Consider the following 20,342-nt stretch of genomic DNA (forward strand, 5'->3'; position numbering starts at 1 on the left):
CGCCGGCGCACGGCCCTTCCCGGGGTCGTCCGTCACTCCCCCGGCGGGTCGCCGGGGCCGGGGCGCTCCAGTTCGTGCCGGAGGTCGTCCAGCTCGGAGCCGCCCGCCATCTGCCGGGTCAGCTCGTCCAGGGTGACCGAGTCCTTGGTGTGGCTCGCGGTCATGGTGCCCCGCTTGAGCAGGACGAACCGGTCGCCGACCAGATAGGCGTGGTGCGGGTTGTGGGTGATCAGTACGACGCCCAGGCCCGCGTCGCGGGCGGCGGCGACGTATTTGAGGACCACCCCGGACTGCTTGACGCCGAGCGCCGCCGTGGGCTCGTCGAGGACCAGGACCTTGGCGCCGAAGTGGACGGCGCGGGCGATCGCCACGCACTGCCGCTCGCCGCCGGAGAGGGTGCCGATGGGCTGGTCGACGTCGCGCAGGTCGATCCCCATCCGCAGCAGCTCGGACCGGGTGGTCTCGCGCATGGTCCGGACGTCGAGCCGGCGGAACGGGCCCGAGCCCTTCACGGGCTCGGAGCCGAGGAAGAAGTTCCGCCAGACCGGCATCAGGGGGACCACGGCGAGGTCCTGGTAGACCGTGGCGATGCCCCGGTCGAGGGCGTCGCGGGGGTTGACCAGCCGGGTCTCCTCGCCCTCGACGGAGAACGTGCCGGAGTCGTGCTGGTGCAGCCCGGCGACGATCTTGATGAGGGTGGACTTCCCGGCGCCGTTGTCGCCCAGGACGCAGGTGATCTCCCCGGCCCTGACCTCCAGGGACACTCCTTCGAGGGCCCGGATGTTGCCGTAGTACTTACTGACCCGGTCGAGGGCGACCAGCGGGGGCCGCTCGTCCCCGGACGAGGGGGCGGGAGTGGGGTTCCGCGGGCTCATCGGGTGGCCTCCGCCCTCTTCCGTACCCAGGCGTTGAGCAGGGTGGCGAGCAGCAGCATCGCCCCGAGGAAGAACTTGAACCAGTCGGGGTTCCACTCCGCGTAGACGATGCCCTTGCTGGTCATACCGAAGATGAAGGCGCCCACCGCGGAGCCGATGGCGGAGCCGTAGCCGCCGGTGATCAGACAGCCTCCGATGACGGCCGCGATGATGTAGATCAGCTCGTTGCCGACGCCCTCGCCGGACTGCACCACGTCGAAGGAGAAGAGCAGGTGCTGGCCGGAGATCCAGGCGGCGAAGGCGACGCCCATATAGAGGCCGATCTTGGTCTTGACGACCGGGACGCCGACCGCGCGGGCCGCGTCGGCGCCGCCGCCGACGGCGAAGATCCAGTTGCCGAAGCGGGTCCGCAGCAGGACCCAGGTGGCGACGGCGACCAGGCCGAGCCACCAGAGGATCGTCACCTTCAGGCTGACGTCCCCGATCACCAGCTCGGACGCGAAGACCTTCTTCGCCGAGGCGAAGCCCTCCATATCGCTGATGGAGTCGGTGGAGACCCGGCCGGTGATCAGCTTGGTGAAGCCCAGGTTCAGCCCGGTCAGCATCAGAAACGTACCGAGCGTGATGATGAAGCTGGGCAGCTTCGTCCGGGTCAGCAGAAATCCGTTGAAGACCCCGACCGCCAGGGTGACCAGCAGGGAGACCAGTACGCCGACCCAGACGTTGGCCGTCATCTGGTAGCTGAACATCGAGGAGACCAGGGCGGAGCTGGTGACCAGGACGCCCGCCGAGAGGTCGAACTCGCCGCCGATCATCAGCAGGGCGACCGGGACGGCCATGATCCCGATGGTGGACGCCGCGTACAGCACGGTGGAGAAGCTGGACGTCTGGAGGAAGGAGTCGGCGACGATCGAGAAGAAGACGAAGACGGCGACGGCGCCGACGACGGAACCCAGCTCGGGGCGGCCCAGCAGCCGGCGCAGCGGTGAGGTCCGCAGCAGCCGTTCGTCGCCGGCGGGCCCCTTCGCGAGGTCCGCCGGTGGTGGCGCGGTCGAGCTCATCGGGTCCCCCGCCTCGTGTAGTCCTCCAGCTGGGCCGCCTGGTCCTCGGTGATGATCTGCGGACCGGTGAGTACGGGACGGCCGCCGCCGAGGACGTCGGCGTTGTACCGGTAGAGCCAGAGCAGGTCGACCGCCTCGTACCCCTGGAGGTAGGGCTGCTGGTCGACGGCGAAGCCGAGAGTGCCGTCCTTCAGTCCGGCGGCGACCTTCGGATTGAGGTCGAAGGTATCGATCTCGGCCTTGCTGCGGGCGCTCGCCTTGGCCCGGACGGCGGTGTCCGCGAACGGGGCGCCGAGGGTGACGACGGCGTCGATGGCCCGGTCGGTCTGGAGTTTGGCCTCGATGGACGCCTGGACGTCGGGCATGTTGGTGCCGTCGACGTAGAGGTTCTGCAGTTCGCCGTCGAAGGTCTTCCGCGTCCCGGCGCAGCGCTGCTCATGGCCGACGTTGCCCTGTTCGTGCAGGACGCAGACCGCCTTCTTGCGGCCCCGCTCGTTCAGCTCCTCGCCGACGGCCTCACCGGCGATGGTCTCGTCCTGCCCGATATGGGTGAGGGCGCCGTACTCCTTGGACTGGGCCGATCCGGAGTTGATGGTGATCACCGGGATCCCGGCGGCGACGGCCTTCTTCACCACGTCCTTCATGGCGTCGGGCTTGGCGAGGGTGACGATCAGGCCGTCGACCTTCTTGTCGATGGCGGCCTGGACGAGCTGGGCCTGCTGCTGGCCCTCGTCGTTCTTGGAGTAGAGGAAGTTGATGTTGTCCTTCTCGGCGGCCTCCTGGGCCCCCTTCTGGACGATGTCCCAGAACGTGTCGCCGTCGCCCGAGTGGGTGACCATGGCGAAGGTCCAGCGGGGCGTGCTGACCGTGGCCTTCCCGGCCGCCTCGGCCTGGGCCTTGCGGGCGTCCGCCGCGCGCTTGCCGCCGGTGCTGCTGCAGCCGACGAGGGACGCCCCGAGCACCGCCGCCAGCATCGCGCCGAGCGCGCGTACCCCTGTCCTTGCCCTTGCCACGACCCCGTGCCCTTCTCGCCGTACCGCTCGTCCGCCGGTCCGCCGCGCCCGGTGGCGCGGCGGCGGGGCGAAATGTCGTGCCCCAGCCGCCCAAGTATGGGTCACGGCAGGTCGGAGGGTGGGCATCGGGTACGCCGGGGCGGTCATCGGGTCCCGGCCGCGGTCAGTTTCGCCAGCGCGTCGGCGTCGTTCTGCCGGACCAGGGCGGGGCCGGTGAGGACGGGTTTCCCGCCGCCGGTGACATTGCGGTTGACCCGGTGCAGCCAGAGCTGGTCGACCGCGAGATAGCCCTGGAGATAGGGCTGCTGGTCGACGGCGAAGCCGATCTCCCCGGCCTTGAGCCGTTTGATCACATCCGCGTTGAGATCGAAGGTGTCGATCTCGGCGGTCGACTTCGCGGCCCGTTTCGCCTGGACGGACGCGGCGGCGAAGGGGGCACCGAGGGTGACGACGGCGTCGATACCGGGGGTGGCCTGGAGCTTGGCCTGCACGGTGGAGGTGGTGGCGGGCATGTTGACGCCCTCGACCTGAAGGTTCTCGACACTGCCGGTGAAGGTCTTCCGCAGCCCGGCGCAGCGGGCCTCCAGGGACACATTGCCCTGCTCGTGGATGACACAGACGGCCTTCTTCCTGCCCCGTGCGGTCAGCTCCTCGCCGACGGCCTCACCGGCGACGGACTCGTCCTGCCCGATATGCGCGAGGGCGCCGACGGCCTTCGAGAACTCGCCGCCGGAGTTGATGGTGATCACGGGGATGCCCGCGGCCACGGCCTTCTTCACCACGTCCCGGACGGCCTCCGGTTTGGCGAGGGTGACCACGATGCCGTCGACCTTCTGGTCGATGTACGTCTGGACGAGCTGCGCCTGCTCCTTGCCCTCCTTGTTGGCGGCGTACAGGAACTCCACGTTGTCCTTCTTCGCGGCGGCCTTCGCACCGGTCTGGACGATGTCCCAGAAGGTGTCGCCCTCACCGGAGTGGGTGACCATCGCGATCTTCATCCGGGGGGTGTCGGCGGTGGCGCCCCCGCCGCCGCCGGCCTTCTCCTCGGCGTCCTTGCCCCCGGAGCCGCTGCATCCGGCGGTGACGAGCAGGGCACTCGCGGCGAGCAGGGCTGCTGCCGTGCGACGGCTGCGCATGGTGGGTCCCGCCTTCTCTCCCGGGCCGCCCCGTTGCGGCTGGGTGAGTTTCTACGATGGTGACGCGACCCCGTCAAGACTTTGTCCGAACATTCTTACCGGGCTGACATACGGAGGGTACGGCTCCGGCCCCGAGGCCCCGATGACGGCACCGGCAACGGTCCCGGTGACGGCCCCGGCCGTCGCTCAGGGGCGGACCAGCAGCTGGAACTCGAAGGAGTAGCGGGAGGCCCGGTAGATATGGGAGCCGTACTCGACGGCCCGCCCCGTGTCGTCGAAGGTGATGCGCTCCATGGTCAGCACCGGCGCGCCCGGCCGCTCCCCCAGCAGCTCGGCCTCGGCCTCGGTGGCCGCCCGGGCGCCCACCGTCTGACGGGCACTGTGCAGGGTGATCCCGGCGGCCCGCAGCAGCCGGTAGAGACCGGTCGCCTCCAGGCTCGCCGTGTCCAGGGCGAGCAGCCCGGCGGGCAGGGCGTTGGTCAGCAGCGCCATGGGCTCCCCATGGGCGTACCGCAGTCGCTCGACCGAGTGGATCTCGCCACCCTCGGCGATCTTGAGCGCGGCGGCGATCCGGTCCGTGGCCCGGCCGGCGGTCAGGGCGAGGACGGAGGTGGCGGGCCGCTGGCCCGCGGCCTCCAGGTCGTCGTAGAGACTGCTCAGCTCCAGCGGGCGGCGGACCTGGCTGTGCACCACCTGGGTGCCGACGCCGCGCCTGCGGACCAGCAGCCCCTTGTCGACCAGGGACTGGATGGCCTGGCGGACCGTGGGCCGGGACAGGCCGAGCCGCCCGGCCAGCTCGATCTCGTTGCCGAGCAGGGTGCCGGGGGTGAGCGCGCCCCGCTCGATCGCGGCCTCCAGCTGCCGGGAGAGCTGGAAGTAGAGGGGGACCGGGCTGGTGCGGTCCACACTCAGCTGGAGCGACGGGGTCGGGTCCGTCTCCGGACCGGGCTGCTTGGGCACGGGGGCGAGCGTAATCGGCTCTCAAGTTGACGGGAAGTCGTGAAGTCCGGTTGTCAGGACAAAGTCTTGACAGCGTCGCGGCCCGGCCCCATTTTTGGCGCATGCGCATCGGACTCATCGGTACCGGACGTATCGGCACCTTCCACGCGGAGGTACTCGGCCGTCACCCGGAGGTCGGATCCCTGGTCGTGGCCGACACGGACGCCGCACGGGCGGCCGCCGTGGCACGGAGCGTCGGCGCCACGGCCGCGCCCGGCCCGCACGAGATCTTCGCCTGGGGCGTGGACGCGGTGGTGATCTGCTCGGCCACCGCCTCGCACGCCGAGCTGATCGCCCGCGCCGCGCGGGCCGGCCTTCCGGCGTTCTGCGAGAAACCGATCGCACTCGACCTGCCCGGCACGATCCGGGCCCTCGAAGCGGTCGGCGCCGCGGGCACCGAGCTCCAGCTCGGCTTCATGCGGCGCTTCGACGCGGGCTACGCGGCGGCACGCGAGCGGCTGCGCTCCGGACGGCTGGGGCGGCTGCACACGGTCCGGGCGACGTCGTCCGACCCGGCGCCGCCGCCCGCCGGATATCTGCCGCTCTCCGGCGGCCTGTACCGGGACTGCCTGGTGCACGACTTCGACATCATCCGCTGGGTGACCGGGCGGGAGATCACCGAGGTGTACGCCACCGGGTCCGACGCGGGCCCCCCGATGTTCCGCGAGGCGGGCGACGTCGCCACGGCGGCGGCCGTACTCACCCTCGACGACGGCACCCTCGCGACGGCGACGGCCACCCGGATGAACGGCGCGGGGTACGACGTACGACTGGAACTGGCGGGCGAACTGGACCAGATCGCGGTGGGTCTGACGGACCGCACACCGCTCACCTCCGTGGAGCCGGGGCCGGGGAGCCCCGGCGGCCCGGAACGCCCCTGGCCCGGCTTCCTGGAGCGGTTCGCCCCCGCGTACGAGGCGGAACTGACCGCGTTCCTCCGGCTGGCCCGGGGCGAGGCGCCGAACCCCTGCGACGGCCGGGAGGCCCTGGAGGCGCTCCGTATCGCGGAGGCGTGCGAACGCTCACGCGCGGAGCGCCGCGTGGTCTCTCTGTCGGAGATCCCGTCGCTTCCGTCACTCCCGTGACGCGGGGTCGCCGCCGCGCGTAGGGGTCTTCCACGTGGCCGCCTTGCCGCGCAGTTCCGCCCCCTATGCCTTCGGCGATGGGGGGACCCCCAGCGCCTCGGCCCTCCGGGTGAGCGCCACGAACCCGGCCGCCCCCAGCCGGTGATTCCCGTACGCGGTCCGCGGTCCGCGGACCGTGGCTGGCTTGTCGCGCAATTCCCCGCGCCCCTGGGTTGCCCTCCTGACCGCCCCTTCCAAAAGACGGGCCCTCCAAGGCCGGGAACCCTTCCAGGGCCGGTGCCGGGGAGAGCATTGAGGGGCTCGGGGAACTGCGAGACAAGCCACAGGCGGTCCGCAGACCGCGAACAACATCAGGTCGCCGGACGCGGCCCGGGTAGTCGGCGGCACCCCGGAGAGCCGAGGCACGGGGAGGCCCCCACCCCGCCAGGCACTGCAGGGGCGGGGCTCGGGCCCTTCGGCCGGAAAGGAGCGGCGTGGCGCTACCAGCGGAGCGGGAGCGTGCGGGTGCCTCGGATCAGGAGGCCCGGGAGCCAGTCGGGCGGCGGGGCCTCCGGGTCGCGGGCCAGCCCCGGGGCGCGGGCGAGGAGCGTCGTGAGGGCGATTCTCGCCTCCACCCGGGCCAGCTGCGCCCCCACACAGAAGTGGATCCCGTGGCCGAAGGCGATATGGCCCCGGGCGTCCCGGTGGACGTCAAACGTGTCGGGCGCTTCGAAGCGCGCCGGATCGCGGCCCGCCGAGGCGAGGCCGACGAGGACGATCTCACCGGCCGGGATCTCGGTGTCGCCGACGCGGACGGCTTCGGCGCTGTAGCGGAGTGTCGCGGTCTCCACCGGGCCGTCGTACCGCAGGGTCTCCTCGACGACGCCGTCGACCAGCCCGGGGTCGGCCCGGACCGCGGCGAGTTGGCCGGGGTGGTCGAGGAGGACGCGTACCGCGTTGCCGATCAGATTGACCGTCGTCTCGTGCCCGGCGATCAGCAGAATGTAGGCGAGGCCGCGCAGTTCGGGCCCGGAGAGCCGGCCGCCGTCCTCGTCGCGGGTGCGGACCAGGGCGGAGACGAGGTCGTCGCCGAGCCCTTCGCGGCGATGGGATTCGATGAGTCCGTCGAGGTAGACGGCGAGTTCGGCCCGGGCCCCGGCCGCTTCGTCGGAGGTGGTGAACTGGACGACCTTGTTGGACCAGACGCGGATCAGGTCCCGGTCGCCGGGCGGGACGCCGAGCAGTTCGCAGATGACGATGATCGGCAGCGGGAAGGCGAAGGCGTCGATCAGGTCGGCCCGCCCGGCCGGGAGCATGTCGTCGAGTAATCGGTCGGTGATCTCCTGGATCCGGGGGGTGAGCCGCTCCACCCGCCGGGCGGTGAACTCGCGGGCCACCAGCCGCCGGAGCCGGGTGTGGTCGGGCGGGTCGGACTCCAGCAGCGTACGGCCGATGGCCCGGCCGAGGGAGGGCCGTCCCACCTTCTCCGGTGTTTTGACGAGGCGTTCGTCGGTGAGTGCGGCCCGGGCCTCGTCGTGGCCGACGATCAGCCAGAACGGTCCGTCCGGGCCGTGGACCCGGTGGACGGGTCCTTCGGCGCGGGCCGCCGCGTAGTACGGATATGGGTTCTCGGTGAACCCGTGCCAGTCGCTCAGGTCGATGGTCCCCATCGGCCCAGGCTACGTCGCCGGTTCGGGATCGTCCTCGTCGAACAGGCCCGCGTCATGGGCGAGGAGCGCGATCTGGACACGGTTGTTGAAGCCGAGTTTGGCCAGGATCCGTGAGACATGGGTCTTGACGGTGGGGACGCTCATATAGAGCGAGGCGGCGATCTCCGCGTTGGACCGGCCCCGGCCGATCTCGACGGCGACCTCCCGTTCCCGGTCGGCGAGCAGGCTCGTCCTGGTGAGGGCGGCGGCCCGCCGGGCGTCGCCGCCGGTCGCGGCGGGCGCTCCGGCGACATGGCTCATCAGCTGGCGGGTGACGGCGGGCGAGAGCACGGGTTCCCCGGCCGCGACCCGGCGTACGGCGGCGACAATCTCGGCGGGCGGGGTGTCCTTGAGGACGAATCCGGCCGCTCCGGCCCGCAGCGCCCGCAGTACCTGTTCGTCGGCGTGGAAGGTGGTGAGGACGACGACCTCGGGGGCGCCGGGGCGGCGGCGCAGTTCCTCGGTGGCGGTGAGCCCGTCGACGTCCGGCATCCGGATGTCCATCAGGACCACATCGGGGGCGAGTCGTTCGACGAGCGCCAAAACCTCGGCTCCGTCGGCGGCCTCGCCGACGATCCGCAGGTCTTCGGCGCCGCCGAGCATGAGGGAGAGCCCGGCCCGGACCAGGGGGTCGTCGTCGACGACGAGCAGTCTGATGGTCATACCGCCCACGGTAGCCAGGCCTTGACGCGGAATCCGCCGTCTCCGGTCGCTCCGTGTTCCAGCCGTCCCCCGGCGAGGGTGGCGCGTTCGGCGAGGCCGATCAGGCCCTGGCCGGAGCCGGGGACGGGGGTGACGGGCCGTCCGGGGGCGGGGTTGTCGACGGTGACGGTGACGCCGTCGCCGGGCGCGCCGCCGACGGCGACGGTGACCTCGGCGCCGGGCGCGTGCTTGCGGGCGTTGGTGAGGCCCTCCTGGGCGATGCGGTAGACGGTCCGGCCCAGTGCGGCGGACATCCCGGCCGGTTCGCCGATGGTGTTGTCGAGCCGGACGGACATTCCGGCGTCGCGGGATTCGGCGACCAGGGTGCCGAGGGTGGCGAGGGTGGGCTGCGGCCGGTCGTCGGATCCGCCGTCGCCGGGGGCGCGCAGTACGCCGATGATCTGCCGCAGGTCCTGGAGCGCGTCATGGGCGGAGTCCCGGATCACTCCGGCGGCGCGGGCGACCTCGGCGGGCGGCGCGTCGGGCCGGAACTCCAGGGCTCCCGCGTGGACGCTGAGGAGAGTGAGCCGGTGGGCGAGGACGTCGTGCATCTCCCGGGCGATGGCCTCCCGGGCGAGCCGCTGGGCCTGCTGGGCCCGTAGCTCGGCCTCGGTCTCGGCCCGCCGGGCGCGTTCGCGCAGGGCGACGTAGAGCTGGCGTTGGGAGCGGACGAGCATGCCCCAGCCGGTGACCAGCAGGACTACCACGATTCCGACGATGATCGAGGCGAGGACGGTGGTACCGGGGTCGGGACGGACGAAGGGCTGGACGAGGCCCAGGGCGAGCCCCGCGACACCGACGGCGGCGACCGTGGGGAACGGCCGGTGCACGGCGATGCTGAACAGGGCGACGAGCAGCGCGCCCGCGACGGCCGGGGAGAAGACGCTCAGCACCGAAAAGGTGACGGCGAGCGCGACGGGCCAGCGGCGGCGCAGCCAGACCGAGCAGCAGGAGAGCAGTCCGACGGCTTCGTCGAAGTGGACGACACCGGCCCCGGCGCCGTTGATCCGGGTGCTCTCGTCGATCACCACGAGGGCGAGGAGGACGGCGAAGAGGAAGGCGGCGAGATCGACGATCCAGTCGCGTACGGTCCGGCGCGGCCGTCCCCGGGCGTCGGTCCGCACGGCCCGTCCGCCCGCCGGTTCCGGGTCGTACAGTTCCGGGTCGGCGACCATGGCCGACGGCAGCAGCCATGAGTATTCCGTACGGGTCATACGGCCACGTTACGCAGGTGGGACGGGTCGGGGGACGACGCGGGGACGGCCCGCTACCAAAGTCGGGCGGCCGAAGACTTTCGACTGCGGGGCCGGGCCCGACGGCCGACGCGCCGGGCGGTCCCCCGGCGCCACCATCGGGGTCATGAGGAAGATGCTGGAGTCCGCGGGCGGACTGCTGATAGCGGCGGGTGCCGCGGGGACGATTCGCGAACTGACGGGCTGGTTCCCGTTCATGGGCGGTGCGGAGAAGGTGCTGGAGGAGCTGCCGTTCCTCGACGACCGGCCGCTGTTCGGCTTTCTGGTGCTGGCGGTGGTGGGATTCGTCCTGGTGATGGTCTCGGAATCGGGCAGGAGGCCGGGATGACCCGCCGATCCGCCCCCGGCGAAGGGCCGGTCCCGGCGGAGTCCGAGGGGGGAGGACGGGTCCGCCGGGACCGGGGCCGGTTCGTCCCGCGCGGGGCGGGACGGCAGTACGGGCTACCGCGTCACGGCGGCCGGGTCAGGGTGGCCGGGTCAGGGCCGGGCGTACGGCGCCGCGGGCGCGGGGCCGCCGCCTTCCCGGGCCGCGATCCACCGGTCGTGCAGCCACATCTGGGGGGCGCGCCGCCGCTCCCCGCCGTCCCAGCGGATGTCCCGTTCATAGCTGGCGACCCGGCCCCGGCCGGCGACGATCACCCCGGTGCAGAGGCCGTTCTCATGGCGGCTCCTGACCTTGGCGCCGGAGACGGTGGGCCGGGCGCCCGTCCGGTCGCGTACCTCCTGTGCGTGCCGGTCGACCCACTGGACGTCGAGTCCGTCCGCGTGGCCGGGGACGAAGCGGGCCAGCCAGGCGGAGGCGGGCAGGGCCGGGGCGTCGGCGTCCGGGGTCGTCCGGGTACAGCCGAGCAGGGTGCCTTCGCCGTCGACCACGGTGGTGATGTGTTCGCCGCCGGGGGTTCGGGTGGTGCCCCTTTCGTAGCGGACGACCGTCACCCACGCTCGCCAGGTGGTTGGGCGCCGGGTCCGGGTCCGATACCGGGACGGGGGCCGGGCCCCGTACGGCCGTCGCCCTGCTCTCCCTGATCGGCCTGGCCGCCTGGCCCAACGCGGTACCCCGGCTCACCCGGTTGATCGCCGGCCCCCATACCGGGATGCCCGATCCGGCGGAGGTGGTCAGGGCCGGTGTGGTGGAGCCGGCGTCGGGTCTGGTGCGGGGTACGCGAGCCGGAGGCCGGGGAGCGGTGACCGTACGGCCGCCGCGGCGACCGGGGGCGTACGGCGGGTGCGCCCGGGGTCGTACCGGCTCCCCGGGAGCCGCCGGTGGGCGCCCGCCGCGCCCCGGTAACTCCGCGGGCGTCGGGCGGACCGGGGTCAGCCGCCCAGTTCGCGGTGGCGCGCGGCCAGCCGGGCCGCCCCGTCGGCCGTGAGGGAGCCGAGGATCCTGAGCCGGGAGATACCGCCGTCGGGATGGATGTCGATCCGGACCTGACGTGCGGTCACCGGTTCGGCCGGCACGATCCGGTGGTTGGTGTCGGGCTGGAGCCGGGTCGGCGGCACGATCTCCCGCCACTCCCCCGCTCCGCCACCGCCACCGTCGTCGCCGTCGCCGTCGCGTACGGAGAGCGCGGCCCATCCGGCGCTGTTGCCCTTGAGATACGCGGTGTCGATCTCGATCGCCCGGAGTTCGGCCCGTTCCACGAGCCGGTAGCGGATCCAGTCGTGACCCCGGTCGCGGCGGCGCCGGGTCTCCCAGCCGTCGTCCATCCGGCCCGAGCGGCCGGGCCGGATGGTGTTCTCGGGCGGGGAGTAGAAGCGGTCGGAGGCGTCCTCGACCCGCCCGCCGTTCTCCAGTGCGACCAGGTCGAAAGTGCCGAGGACGGCCAGCCAGCCGGGATCGGGGGCGATCTCGCCGTGGACCCGCAGCCGGGCGATCCCGCCGTCGGGGTACTGGTTGAGCCGGAGATGGGTGAAGCGCCGTCCGGCCGGGACGGCGAAGCCGTTGGCCGCGTGGCCGCCGACGGGTGTCCTGGGGACGAGGGCCGTCCAGTCGACACCGGCGCCGAGCAGTTCCTCCGGCGAGGGGGTGCCGGGTACGGCCGCCGCCTCGACGGAGACCGATTCCGGGTGGTTGCCCCGGAAGTGGGCGGTGTCGACGACGATTCCATGGACGACCCCGGGCGCGCCGAGGCGGATCAGGGCCCAGTCGTGGTCCTCGGCGGCGGGGTGCGGGGCGCCGCCGCCGGCGCCCCGGCGGCGGCGGGTCTCCCAGCCGTCCATGACCTTGCCCTTGTGGCCGAAGTGCCGGGGGTCGAAGTCGGCGGGCCCGGGCAGCAGCAGACTCTCCCGGGGCGCGAAGAACTCGTCGTTGGCGGCGATCACGGCGGCGCCCAGGCGCCGGTCGGCGAGATCGGGACGGCGGGTGAAGGGGTAGTCGGCGGTGCGGTAGTCGGCGTAGGGGTCGCCGCCGCCGTAGGGTTGGGCGGCTCCGGTGAAGACCGGCCGGGCGGCGGTCGCAGCGGGCCCCGGTGGACCGGCGTCGGCCGCCGTCGTACCGAGGTCCGTCCGCCGATCCCTCGAAGCCGCCCCCGAATCCGCCTTCGGATCCGCCTTCGGATCCGCCTTCGGAGACATGATCAGCCGCTCCTTTCGAGCAGGCGGCCGGTGGGTCCGGCGGCCGGGATCCCGTCCGTCGCGATCCGGACACCCCGCAGCCAGGTGGCCCGGACGACCCCGCTGAGGGTCCGCCCCGCGTACGCCGTCACCCGGTTGCGGTGCTGGAGGCGGGCCGGGTCGACGGTGAAGGCCGCGTCGGGCGCCACGACCGCGAAGTCGGCGTCACGGCCGGGCTCGATCGCTCCTTTGCGGCCGAGTCCGGCGAGCCGGGCCGGGCCCCCGGCCGTCCAGCGGGCCACGTCCTCCCACCCGTGGCCGCGGCGCCGGGCCTCGGTCCAGACGACGGACAACCCCAGCTGGAGGGAGGAGATCCCGCCCCAGGCGGAGCCGAAGTCGGGGGTTTTCAGATCGCCGGTGCACGGCGAGTGGTCGGAGACGATTCCGTCGATCGTCCGGTCGGCGAGCCCGGCCCACAGCGCGTCCCGGTTGGCGGCCTCCCGGATCGGCGGACAGCACTTGAACTCGGTGGCGCCGTCGGGGACCTCCTCGGCCGTGAGGGCGAGGAAGTGCGGACAGGTCTCGGCGGTGATCCGTACGCCCTCGGCTCTGGCCCGGGCGATCAGCGGCAGGGTATCGGCGGACGAGAGATGCAGTACGTGGACCCGGGCACCCAGCTCGCGGGCGACGGCGACCAGGGTCTCGACGGCGGCGTACTCGGCGGCGGGAGGGCGGGAGGCGAGAAAGTCGGCGTACCGCCCTCCCGAGGGTTCCGTCAGCCACCGGGGGTCCTCGGCATGGGCGATCAGCAGCCCGCCGAAGCCCGCGATCTCCGCCGCCGCCCGGGCGAGCCGGTCCCGGTCGAGCGCCGGGAACTCCTCGACGCCGGAGGGCGAGAGAAAGCACTTGAAGCCGAAGACCCCGGCATCGTGCAGGGGCCGCAACTCGGCGGCGTTACCGGGGATCGCGCCGCCCCAGAAGCCGGTGTCGACATGGACCCCGGGCCGGGCCGCGGCCCGCTTCACCCGCAGATGGCCGACGGTGGTGGTGGGCGGCAGGGAGTTCAGCGGCATGTCGATCAGGGTCGTCACCCCACCGGCCGCGGCGGCCCGGGTCGCGGCCTCGAAGCCCTCCCACTCGGACCGGCCCGGATCGTTGACATGGACGTGCGTGTCGACCAGACCCGGGAGTACGACATCGTCCCCGGCGTCCTCCAGTGGAGTGTCCGGCGGCGGGGCGGTGCCGTACGGCAGCACGCCGGCGATCCGGCCCCCGGCGACGGTGATCAGGGCGGGTCGGATGCCCCCGGGCGTCACGACCCGGGTGGAACGCAACGCCAGCCGGGCACCCGGCCCCGCCTCCGGATCAACCGCTTCCGCCACATCCGCCATCCGGCCACCCCGTCCAGAAGCCTCAACACATCGTTGAAAAACCCGCTGAACAACTGTTCGGAGAATCGTCGCCATGGCGATCGATGCCGTCAAGAGGGCCGAACTTCCGCGATCCGGAAGAAGAACACCGCCAGACAGAATCCAACCGAGGGGGCGAATGTCCGCCCACGGATCCCCCAGGAGCGGCCCCACAACCGCCCCGCACCGGGACGAACACCCCCTGACCGGCCCGGACTCCCGGGACGGTACCGGTGTGCCGGGGTCGGCCGCCGGGTAGGCTGCCGTCTTGTCCGCCGCCCGAAAGGACCGCCGCCCGTGCCGACGCCCAGTGCCAGCGCCCGCCCCGCAGACGCCGTGAGACCGTCGGGCGGCGGGGGTGTGCAGTCCCTGGAGCGCGCCTTCGATCTGCTGGAGCGAATGGCGGACGCCGGGGGCGAGGTCGGACTGAGCGAGCTGTCGGGGAGCAGCGGGCTGCCGCTGCCGACCATTCACCGGCTGATGCGGACCCTGGTGGCCTGCGGTTACGTCCGCCAGCAGCCGAACCGCCGCTATGCGCTCGGCCCCCGGCTGATCCGGCTCGGCGAGTCCTCGGCCCGGCTGCTCGGCACCTGGGCCAGGCCCTATCTGGCCCGGCTGGTCGACGAGACCGGCGAGACCGCGAACATGGCCCTGCTCGACGGCGACGAGATCGTCTATGTGGCGCAGGTGCCGTCGAGGCACTCGATGCGGATGTTCACCGAGGTGGGACGGCGGGTGCTGCCGCACTCCACCGGGGTGGGCAAGGCGCTGCTCGCGGGGTATCCGGCGGACGAGGTACGGGCGTTGCTGGCCAGGACGGGGATGCCCGCGGCCACCGAGAAGACGATCACCAGCCCGGAGGGCTTCCTCACGGCGCTGGAGCAGGTCCGCCGCAGCGGGTACGCCGTGGACGACAACGAGCAGGAGATCGGGGTCCGCTGCCTCGCGGTCCCGGTTCCCGACTCCCCCACGGCGGCGGCCATCTCCATCTCGGGCCCGGCGGGCCGGGTGACGGACGCGGCCACGGAGAAGATCGTGCCGGTACTGCAGGAGGTCGCCCGGGAGCTGTCGGCGGCCCTGGCGAAGACCTCGACCGGCTGAGGCCGGCGCGCTGCGGGCCGGGGACGGCAGAGGACTCGTACCGCGACGGGCGGGATCCCCCGGATCCGCTGTCGGATCCGGGGGACCATCGGCCACCGACAGGCACGGCCCGCGCGCTCGCGGCCCGGCCCGCTTACCGCCTACGCGTTCGCGGCCTCGTCGATCAGATCCACGACGGCCTTCGGCTGCGAGGCCAGCGACGCGTGACTGGCGTCGAGTTCGATCACCTTGCGGGGGTTCATCCGCGCGGCCATCCGGCGCTCGTTGTCCGGGTGGATCATGCGGTCCCCGGTCGAGACCTGATACCAGACGGGCTTGTTCCGCCAGGCCGGGGCGGTGATGTTGTCCCCGAAGGTCGAGGCCAGCGGCGCCTTCTGGGTGACGGCCATGACCAGCGCCTCGTCCTCGGTCAGATCCTGGCCGAAGCTCCAGTGGAACTTCTCCGGCTCGACCCAGAGATAGCCGTCGGAGTCCGGGACGATGTTCTCGAACGCGGCGGGCGGATGCTCCTGGCTGATTCCGCCGGGGCTCTCACCGGCGTCGGGGGCGAACGCCGCGATGTACACCAGTCCGGTGACATTGGGCAGATCGCCCGCCTCGGTGATGACGGCACCGCCGTAGGAGTGACCCACGAGCAGCACGGGCCCGTCCACCTGTCGGACCATCTTCCGGGTGCGTTCGGCGTCGTCCGCGAGGGACGTCAGCGGATTCTCCACGGCGCGGAGCTTGTCGTACCCCCGGCTCTTCAGTTCCAGGATCGCCTTGCTCCAGTGGGCGGCGCCGCCCCAGAAGCCGTGCACCAGCACGATCGTCGGCTTGTCGGCCATGTCCGTACCCTCACATCGGTCGCGTAACAGCGGCCCCCCTGCCGGTCACGCTAGAACCGGTCACAGGCCCCCGCCACCGCAGCCGGACGCGGCCCCGGGAAGTCCGGGGGCCGCGTCCGGCGGGCGAGTACGGAGGAATCCGGCGCGCGCCTCGGGGGCGCGCCGGCCGGGGCGGGTCAGCGCTGCCGGGGCACCTCGCCGAACATGTCCACGGCGTTCCGGACCGCGAGGACACCGGGGGCGAGCGCGCTGACCGAGCCGATGGCCCCGGCGATCAGCAGCAGGGCCCGGCGCATCCGGGCGATGTCGGGATCGCCCCGTGCCGCCATCTCGGCCAGTACGCCCAGCTCCTCCTCGGCGACGTCCCGGTCCGAGAACCGGCCCGGGTGCGCCGCCAGTTCCCGGCGCAGCCGGGAGACCGCGGCGCGCAACCCGGTCACCCTCGGGTCCTCGCCGCTGTCCGTCACCTGCGTCTGCCCAACGCTCCGCAAGAGACCTCAACCCCCCTCGCCGGCAACCGGGTGCCTCGACACTCTCAGTCGATATTCAACCACCCAGAGTTGCGGGCCAGTTAACGCCATCCGGGGTGGGTGCGCCACTCCGCGTACCGAATTCGGCCCGGATGCAGGCAGGATCCGGGCTGATTTCAGGATGTCGGCTGGACGGCCTCCACGGCGTTGAGCCAGGTGGTGACATCGACCGTGACGAACTGACTGGGGTCCGATTCAGGGGATTTCCCCTGGTAGGTGACGATGCCGACATGACCGGTGTCGGTCAGCACACAGAACATCGCGCCCTTCGAGATGCCGTCGAGGCCGAGATTCTCGGCATAGCGGGTCTCGCTGCGGCAGGTGGCCAGATCCGGCTTCTGCCCGTTGCGCAGCAGAATCAGCCGTCCGTCGGGCACCTTCAGACGGTCCAGGCCCGAGTCGTAGTAGAGATCGTTGGCCGACTCGTCGTTGACGGGCCTCAGCGGATCGTCACCGAAGGTGAGGTGATAGCCGCTGACCAGGTTGATCCCCTTGTGCGTGGCCGGTTCGGGGTCCTCGACCGGGTCGGCGGGGACCGGCTCGCCGGGGCTGTCGGACGAATCGGCCGCCGGGTCGGTCCCCGGGTCGGCTGCCGGGTCGCCGGCGGGCGGCTCCACGGGCTGCTCGGCGCCGGAGTCGGAGTTCTCCGTCACCGTCGCTCCCTGGTCGTTCTTCTTGTCCCGGTCGGCGAGCGCGTAGTAGGTGCCACCGCCCGCGAGACCGCCCACGACCAGGGTCGCGACCACCGCGATGGCGATGGTCCGGCCCCGCTTGCGGCGCTTGGGCGGGTCGGCGGGGGTGAGCGCGGACCCGGATTCGGGCGCGGGGGTGGACACGGGGTGCGCGTACGGCGCCGGGACCGGGGCCGGGGCCGGGGGCGTGCCGTACCCGGCGCCCGGGACCGTGGGAGCCGCGGCGGGCCCGGCGCCGTACGCGGCCGGGGGCGGCCCGAAACCGGGCGGCGGGGTCGAGGGCGCGGACGCCGCGGTCGGTTCGGGCGCCGGTACGGGCGCGGGCGGGGCGAAGGGCTGCGGCGGAGCGGCCGGGGCCTGCGGGACGGACGGTGCCGGTGCCGCGGCGGGCGGGGGCGGGGCCACCGGCGGCGCGGGGGCGGCCTTACGGGTCCCGATCTCCGCCGCGACCGCGCCCGGCAGCCACTCCTCGGGCCTGCGCAGGACGGTCTCCGCGTTGGCGCTCTGACAGATCGTGAGCACCTCGGCCACGGACGGACGTTCGGAGGGTTCCTTGGCGAGACAGCGGGTGACGAGTTCGACCAGCCGCTCCGGAACCCCGGTCAGATCGGGCTCCTCGTGCACGATCCGGTAGAGCACCCCGTGCGAGGTGCCCTCGCCGAAGGCGGCCCGGCCGGTGGCCGCGTACGTCGCGACCAGACCGAGGGCGAAGACATCGGTGGCGGGCGTCACCTTGGCCCCGGCGGCCTGCTCCGGCGCCATGAAGGACGGGGTGCCGATGGTGACCCCGCTGCTGGTGAGGGAGGTGGCGTCGGCGGCCCGGGCGATCCCGAAATCGATCACCCGGGGTCCGTCGGCGGCCAGCAGCACATTGGCGGGCTTGAGATCCCGGTGCACGATGCCCGCGCCGTGGATCACCTGAAGCGCCTCGGCGATCCCCGCGACCAGCAGCAGTACGGTCTCCGCCGGGAGCTTGCCGTGCTCGTTGACGGCGGCGGCCAGGGAGGGCCCCGGCACGTAGGCCGTCGCCAGCCACGGCTGCGCGGCCTCCGGATCCGCGTCGATCACCGGCGCCGTGTACAGCCCCTGCACCCGCTGCGCCGCGTGCACCTCCTGGGCGAACCGGCGCCGGAACTCCGCGTCCTGCGCGAAGTCCGGACGGATCACCTTGATGGCGACCGGACGCCCGCCGGGCGTATAGGAGAGATAGACCTTGCCCATGCCCCCGGCTCCGAGCCTGGCGGCGAGCCGATACCCCGCGACATGGCGTGGATCGCCTTCGCCGAGCGACTGGAAAACCGTTCCTTCGGGTATGCGTCCACTCATCGTTCTGTGTCCCCCACGAACCACCGCGAACTACGCGTGCGGGGTCTCGTGATCGGCCCGCACGCCGGAGGGAAGCACCTTATCCCGGGGTGTCCGCGCCATGATCGGCAGGCATGCGGTAGGCAGGGGATATGAACGGATCGGCGCGGAACGCGAAGAACACCCCTGTGGTAGTAGGCCTGTTGCTCGCCGCGGGCGGCGGACGGCGGCTGGGCGGGCGGCCCAAGGCGCTGCTGCGGCACCGGGGCCGGCCGCTCGTGGAACACGCGGTCGCCGCGTTGCGCGCGGGCGGCTGCGATCCGGTGTACGTGGTGCTCGGCGCGGCGGCCGAAGAGGTCCGCGCCCGGGCCGATCTGACGGGTTGCGCGATCGTCGACAACCCCGGCTGGGAGCGGGGCATGGGGTCGTCGCTCCGGGCGGGCCTGGCGGCGCTCCCGCCGTACGCGGACGCGGTCGTCGTCCTTCTGGTGGACCAGCCGGGCATCGGCGCGGCGGCGGTCGCCCGGGTCCGCGCGGCGGGCACGGGCACGGGCCGCGCGGCGCTCGCGGCGGCCCGCTACGACGGAGTGCGCGGCCACCCGGTCCTCCTCGGCGCGGCGCACTGGCCGGATGTGGCGCGCTCCGCGACGGCCGACCGGGGCGCGCGGTCCTATCTCCGGACCCGGCCGGAGCTCGCCCTGGTGGAGTGCGGCGACGTGGCCGCGCCCTTCGACGTGGACACCCCGGCCGATCTGGACCGGCTGGAGTAGCCCGCCTCCCCACCAAGGGCGGGCCCTTCTCAAGAGGCCGGCCGGGAGCGCTCAGGGGCCCCGCGGCTCCGTCGGAGCCGTCCTCGGCGGATCGGGTGAGAAGCCACCGGTCTCCGCCTCGGGTCACCCGGACGGGGTGCCGCGTCACTCTCCCGCCGCGCGTGGCGTGCGGAGCCTTCGGCGGGCGAAAACGCTGAGGTCGACAGCCTTCTTCGAAAGAATCGAGAGACGACCATGGCCGTGCCACCCTCCCCCGCGCCACCGCCCCGCCACCGCCGGATATCCCGCCCTCTCGCGCTCGGTCTCACGCTGGCCGTGACGGCCCTCGTGGCGGCGCCCGCGTCGGCCGCCGCCGCCCTGCCCGCCGCCGCCGGGGAGATCGCCGCGAAGCCGACGGTCGTCCTGGTGCACGGCGCCTTCGCGGACGCCTCCGGCTGGAACGCGGTGGCCGAGGAGTTGGCGGATCACGGCTACAAGGTGATCGCTCCGGCGAACCCGCTGCGGGGCCTGGTCTCGGACTCCGCGTATATCGCCAGTGTGCTGAAGAGCGTCCGCGGGCCGATCGTCCTGGCGGGCCACTCCTACGGAGGAGCGGTGATCGGCGGGGCGGCGGCCGGGAATCCGAATGTCCGGGCGCTGGTGTACGTATCGGCGTTCATGCCGGACAAGGGCGAGACCCTGGGCGCGCTGGCGGCGAAGTTCCCGGGGAGCGAGTTGCAGCCCGCCCTCAATCCGGTCCCGTACTCGGACGGCACCACCCAGGGGTCGGATCTGTACATCAAGACGGAGAAGTTCCACAGCGTCTTCGCCGCCGATCTGCCGGTCTCGCAGACCCGGCTGATGGCCGTCGGCCAGCGCCCCATCGCGGCGGCCTGTTTCGAGGAGGCGGCGCCCGGCGCGGCCTGGCGGTCGATTCCGTCGTGGTTCGTGGTCTCCCGGCACGACAAGGCGATCGCACCCGATCTGGAGCGCTGGGAGGCGGCCAGGGCCAAGTCGAAGACGGTCGAGATCGACTCGTCGCATGTGTCGATGATGTCCCATCCGGGTGTGGTCACCCGGCAGATCAGGGACGCGGCCGGGGCCACCGCCACGGGCTCGGTACGGAGCGCGGCCCTGGCGGACACCGGGTCGCGGACGATGGCGCTGATCGGTGTCGGCGGTGTGGCGGGCGCGGCGATACTCGCGGGTACGGCGCTGCTGGTGAGCGCGCGCAGACAGAGCGCGGCCCGCGGCGACTGAGCCCCGTCCGCCGGCGCGGGCGCACGCCCGGCACCGGGGCGCGGGACCGCCGACGGGTCGGGGGGGGGGCGCGGGCGGGCGCGCGCGGGGCGCCCCGCCGAGAC

The 20,342-nt window shown here is 72.9% G+C and carries 19 protein-coding genes; 5 read left to right on the forward strand and 14 right to left on the reverse strand.

Going from position 1 to position 20,342, the window contains the following annotated elements:
- Positions 1-32: 32 nt before the first annotated feature.
- The 5 genes from ABZ714_RS26030 to ABZ714_RS26050 all read right to left on the reverse strand — a co-directional run bounded on the left by ABZ714_RS26030 (position 33) and on the right by ABZ714_RS26050 (position 5,045).
- A complete protein-coding gene (locus ABZ714_RS26030; RefSeq protein ID WP_358827750.1) occupies positions 33-875 on the reverse strand; it encodes an ATP-binding cassette domain-containing protein in 843 nt (280 codons plus the stop codon).
- On the reverse strand, positions 872-1,936 hold the full coding sequence (locus tag ABZ714_RS26035) for an ABC transporter permease (RefSeq protein WP_358827751.1): 1,065 nt from the start codon (positions 1,934-1,936) through the stop codon (positions 872-874). The genes ABZ714_RS26030 and ABZ714_RS26035 overlap by 4 nt, the downstream gene beginning before the upstream one ends.
- Positions 1,933-2,910, reverse strand: coding sequence for a sugar ABC transporter substrate-binding protein (locus ABZ714_RS26040; RefSeq protein WP_358827770.1), 978 nt, complete (start codon positions 2,908-2,910; stop codon positions 1,933-1,935). The genes ABZ714_RS26035 and ABZ714_RS26040 overlap by 4 nt, the downstream gene beginning before the upstream one ends.
- 182 nt (positions 2,911-3,092) lie before the next feature.
- Complete coding sequence (locus tag ABZ714_RS26045; protein ID WP_358827752.1) at positions 3,093-4,085, reverse strand: sugar ABC transporter substrate-binding protein; 993 nt, start codon at positions 4,083-4,085, stop codon at positions 3,093-3,095.
- Positions 4,086-4,271: 186 nt separating this feature from the next.
- Positions 4,272-5,045 carry a GntR family transcriptional regulator gene (locus tag ABZ714_RS26050; RefSeq protein WP_358827753.1) on the reverse strand — a complete coding sequence of 258 codons (774 nt, stop codon included), beginning with the start codon at positions 5,043-5,045 and terminating at the stop codon, positions 4,272-4,274.
- 101 nt (positions 5,046-5,146) lie between these two features.
- Here ABZ714_RS26050 and ABZ714_RS26055 point away from each other — a divergent pair, with 101 nt between their 5' ends.
- Positions 5,147-6,169 carry a Gfo/Idh/MocA family oxidoreductase gene (locus tag ABZ714_RS26055; protein WP_358827754.1) on the forward strand — a complete coding sequence of 341 codons (1,023 nt, stop codon included), beginning with the start codon at positions 5,147-5,149 and terminating at the stop codon, positions 6,167-6,169.
- Between the two features lie 479 nt (positions 6,170-6,648).
- On the opposite strand, the gene ABZ714_RS26060 is transcribed toward ABZ714_RS26055, so the two are convergent.
- Genes ABZ714_RS26060 through ABZ714_RS26070 form a run of 3 tightly spaced genes read right to left on the reverse strand, consistent with a single transcriptional unit; the run spans position 6,649 to position 9,773 of the window.
- Positions 6,649-7,818: a cytochrome P450 gene (locus ABZ714_RS26060; RefSeq protein WP_358827755.1), complete on the reverse strand. Its 1,170-nt coding sequence runs from the start codon at positions 7,816-7,818 to the stop codon at positions 6,649-6,651.
- A 9-nt stretch (positions 7,819-7,827) separates the two neighbouring features.
- Positions 7,828-8,520, reverse strand: a complete 693-nt coding sequence (locus ABZ714_RS26065) for a response regulator transcription factor (protein ID WP_358827756.1) — start codon at positions 8,518-8,520, stop codon at positions 7,828-7,830.
- Positions 8,517-9,773, reverse strand: a complete 1,257-nt coding sequence (locus tag ABZ714_RS26070) for a histidine kinase (protein WP_358827757.1) — start codon at positions 9,771-9,773, stop codon at positions 8,517-8,519. Before ABZ714_RS26070 ends, ABZ714_RS26065 begins: the two co-directional genes overlap by 4 nt.
- Before the next feature lie 145 nt (positions 9,774-9,918).
- Here ABZ714_RS26070 and ABZ714_RS26075 point away from each other — a divergent pair, with 145 nt between their 5' ends.
- Positions 9,919-10,140 carry a hypothetical protein gene (locus ABZ714_RS26075; RefSeq protein WP_358827758.1) on the forward strand — a complete coding sequence of 74 codons (222 nt, stop codon included), beginning with the start codon at positions 9,919-9,921 and terminating at the stop codon, positions 10,138-10,140.
- Between the two features lie 149 nt (positions 10,141-10,289).
- Here ABZ714_RS26075 and ABZ714_RS26080 read toward each other — a convergent pair whose 3' ends face one another.
- From ABZ714_RS26080 to allB, 3 genes are all read right to left on the reverse strand, one after another.
- Positions 10,290-10,748, reverse strand: coding sequence for a hypothetical protein (locus ABZ714_RS26080; RefSeq protein WP_358827759.1), 459 nt, complete (start codon positions 10,746-10,748; stop codon positions 10,290-10,292).
- A 378-nt stretch (positions 10,749-11,126) separates the two neighbouring features.
- Entirely contained in the window at positions 11,127-12,386 is a 1,260-nt protein-coding gene (alc, locus tag ABZ714_RS26085) for an allantoicase (RefSeq protein ID WP_358827760.1), read from the reverse strand.
- 2 nt (positions 12,387-12,388) lie between these two features.
- Entirely contained in the window at positions 12,389-13,756 is a 1,368-nt protein-coding gene (gene allB / locus ABZ714_RS26090; protein WP_358827761.1) for an allantoinase AllB, read from the reverse strand.
- A gap of 354 nt (positions 13,757-14,110) precedes the next feature.
- On the opposite strand from allB, the gene ABZ714_RS26095 reads away from it, so the two are divergent.
- Positions 14,111-14,875, forward strand: coding sequence for an IclR family transcriptional regulator (locus ABZ714_RS26095; protein ID WP_358827771.1), 765 nt, complete (start codon positions 14,111-14,113; stop codon positions 14,873-14,875).
- 140 nt (positions 14,876-15,015) lie between these two features.
- Here ABZ714_RS26095 and ABZ714_RS26100 read toward each other — a convergent pair whose 3' ends face one another.
- The 3 genes from ABZ714_RS26100 to ABZ714_RS26110 all read right to left on the reverse strand — a co-directional run bounded on the left by ABZ714_RS26100 (position 15,016) and on the right by ABZ714_RS26110 (position 18,250).
- Positions 15,016-15,702 carry an alpha/beta hydrolase gene (locus ABZ714_RS26100; protein ID WP_358827762.1) on the reverse strand — a complete coding sequence of 229 codons (687 nt, stop codon included), beginning with the start codon at positions 15,700-15,702 and terminating at the stop codon, positions 15,016-15,018.
- Between the two features lie 176 nt (positions 15,703-15,878).
- On the reverse strand, positions 15,879-16,142 hold the full coding sequence (locus ABZ714_RS26105) for a DUF5955 family protein (RefSeq protein ID WP_358827763.1): 264 nt from the start codon (positions 16,140-16,142) through the stop codon (positions 15,879-15,881).
- A gap of 206 nt (positions 16,143-16,348) precedes the next feature.
- Positions 16,349-18,250 carry a protein kinase gene (locus ABZ714_RS26110; protein WP_358827764.1) on the reverse strand — a complete coding sequence of 634 codons (1,902 nt, stop codon included), beginning with the start codon at positions 18,248-18,250 and terminating at the stop codon, positions 16,349-16,351.
- A 131-nt stretch (positions 18,251-18,381) separates the two neighbouring features.
- Here ABZ714_RS26110 and ABZ714_RS26115 point away from each other — a divergent pair, with 131 nt between their 5' ends.
- A complete protein-coding gene (locus ABZ714_RS26115; protein ID WP_358827765.1) occupies positions 18,382-18,999 on the forward strand; it encodes a nucleotidyltransferase family protein in 618 nt (205 codons plus the stop codon).
- Positions 19,000-19,233: 234 nt separating this feature from the next.
- A complete protein-coding gene (locus ABZ714_RS26120; protein WP_358827766.1) occupies positions 19,234-20,238 on the forward strand; it encodes an alpha/beta hydrolase in 1,005 nt (334 codons plus the stop codon).
- Positions 20,239-20,342: the final 104 nt, after the last annotated feature.

It is taken from the genome of Streptomyces sp. NPDC006798 (assembly GCF_040635975.1).
Lineage (GTDB): Bacteria > Actinomycetota > Actinomycetes > Streptomycetales > Streptomycetaceae > Streptomyces.

What these genes read in the sequence shown, in the direction of transcription:
- alc (WP_358827760.1), bottom strand. Translation starts at nt 12,386, where the DNA reads ATGTCTCCGAAGGCGGATCCGAAGGCGGATCCGAAGGCGGATTCGGGG.
- allB (WP_358827761.1), bottom strand. Translation starts at nt 13,756, where the DNA reads ATGGCGGATGTGGCGGAAGCGGTTGATCCGGAGGCGGGGCCGGGTGCC.
- ABZ714_RS26030 (WP_358827750.1), bottom strand. Translation starts at nt 875, where the DNA reads ATGAGCCCGCGGAACCCCACTCCCGCCCCCTCGTCCGGGGACGAGCGG.
- ABZ714_RS26035 (WP_358827751.1), bottom strand. Translation starts at nt 1,936, where the DNA reads ATGAGCTCGACCGCGCCACCACCGGCGGACCTCGCGAAGGGGCCCGCC.
- ABZ714_RS26070 (WP_358827757.1), bottom strand. Translation starts at nt 9,773, where the DNA reads ATGACCCGTACGGAATACTCATGGCTGCTGCCGTCGGCCATGGTCGCC.
- ABZ714_RS26055 (WP_358827754.1), top strand. Translation starts at nt 5,147, where the DNA reads ATGCGCATCGGACTCATCGGTACCGGACGTATCGGCACCTTCCACGCG.
- ABZ714_RS26075 (WP_358827758.1), top strand. Translation starts at nt 9,919, where the DNA reads ATGAGGAAGATGCTGGAGTCCGCGGGCGGACTGCTGATAGCGGCGGGT.
- ABZ714_RS26060 (WP_358827755.1), bottom strand. Translation starts at nt 7,818, where the DNA reads ATGGGGACCATCGACCTGAGCGACTGGCACGGGTTCACCGAGAACCCA.
- ABZ714_RS26065 (WP_358827756.1), bottom strand. Translation starts at nt 8,520, where the DNA reads ATGACCATCAGACTGCTCGTCGTCGACGACGACCCCCTGGTCCGGGCC.
- ABZ714_RS26115 (WP_358827765.1), top strand. Translation starts at nt 18,382, where the DNA reads ATGAACGGATCGGCGCGGAACGCGAAGAACACCCCTGTGGTAGTAGGC.
- ABZ714_RS26110 (WP_358827764.1), bottom strand. Translation starts at nt 18,250, where the DNA reads ATGAGTGGACGCATACCCGAAGGAACGGTTTTCCAGTCGCTCGGCGAA.
- ABZ714_RS26045 (WP_358827752.1), bottom strand. Translation starts at nt 4,085, where the DNA reads ATGCGCAGCCGTCGCACGGCAGCAGCCCTGCTCGCCGCGAGTGCCCTG.
- ABZ714_RS26040 (WP_358827770.1), bottom strand. Translation starts at nt 2,910, where the DNA reads ATGCTGGCGGCGGTGCTCGGGGCGTCCCTCGTCGGCTGCAGCAGCACC.
- ABZ714_RS26120 (WP_358827766.1), top strand. Translation starts at nt 19,234, where the DNA reads ATGGCCGTGCCACCCTCCCCCGCGCCACCGCCCCGCCACCGCCGGATA.
- ABZ714_RS26100 (WP_358827762.1), bottom strand. Translation starts at nt 15,702, where the DNA reads ATGGCCGACAAGCCGACGATCGTGCTGGTGCACGGCTTCTGGGGCGGC.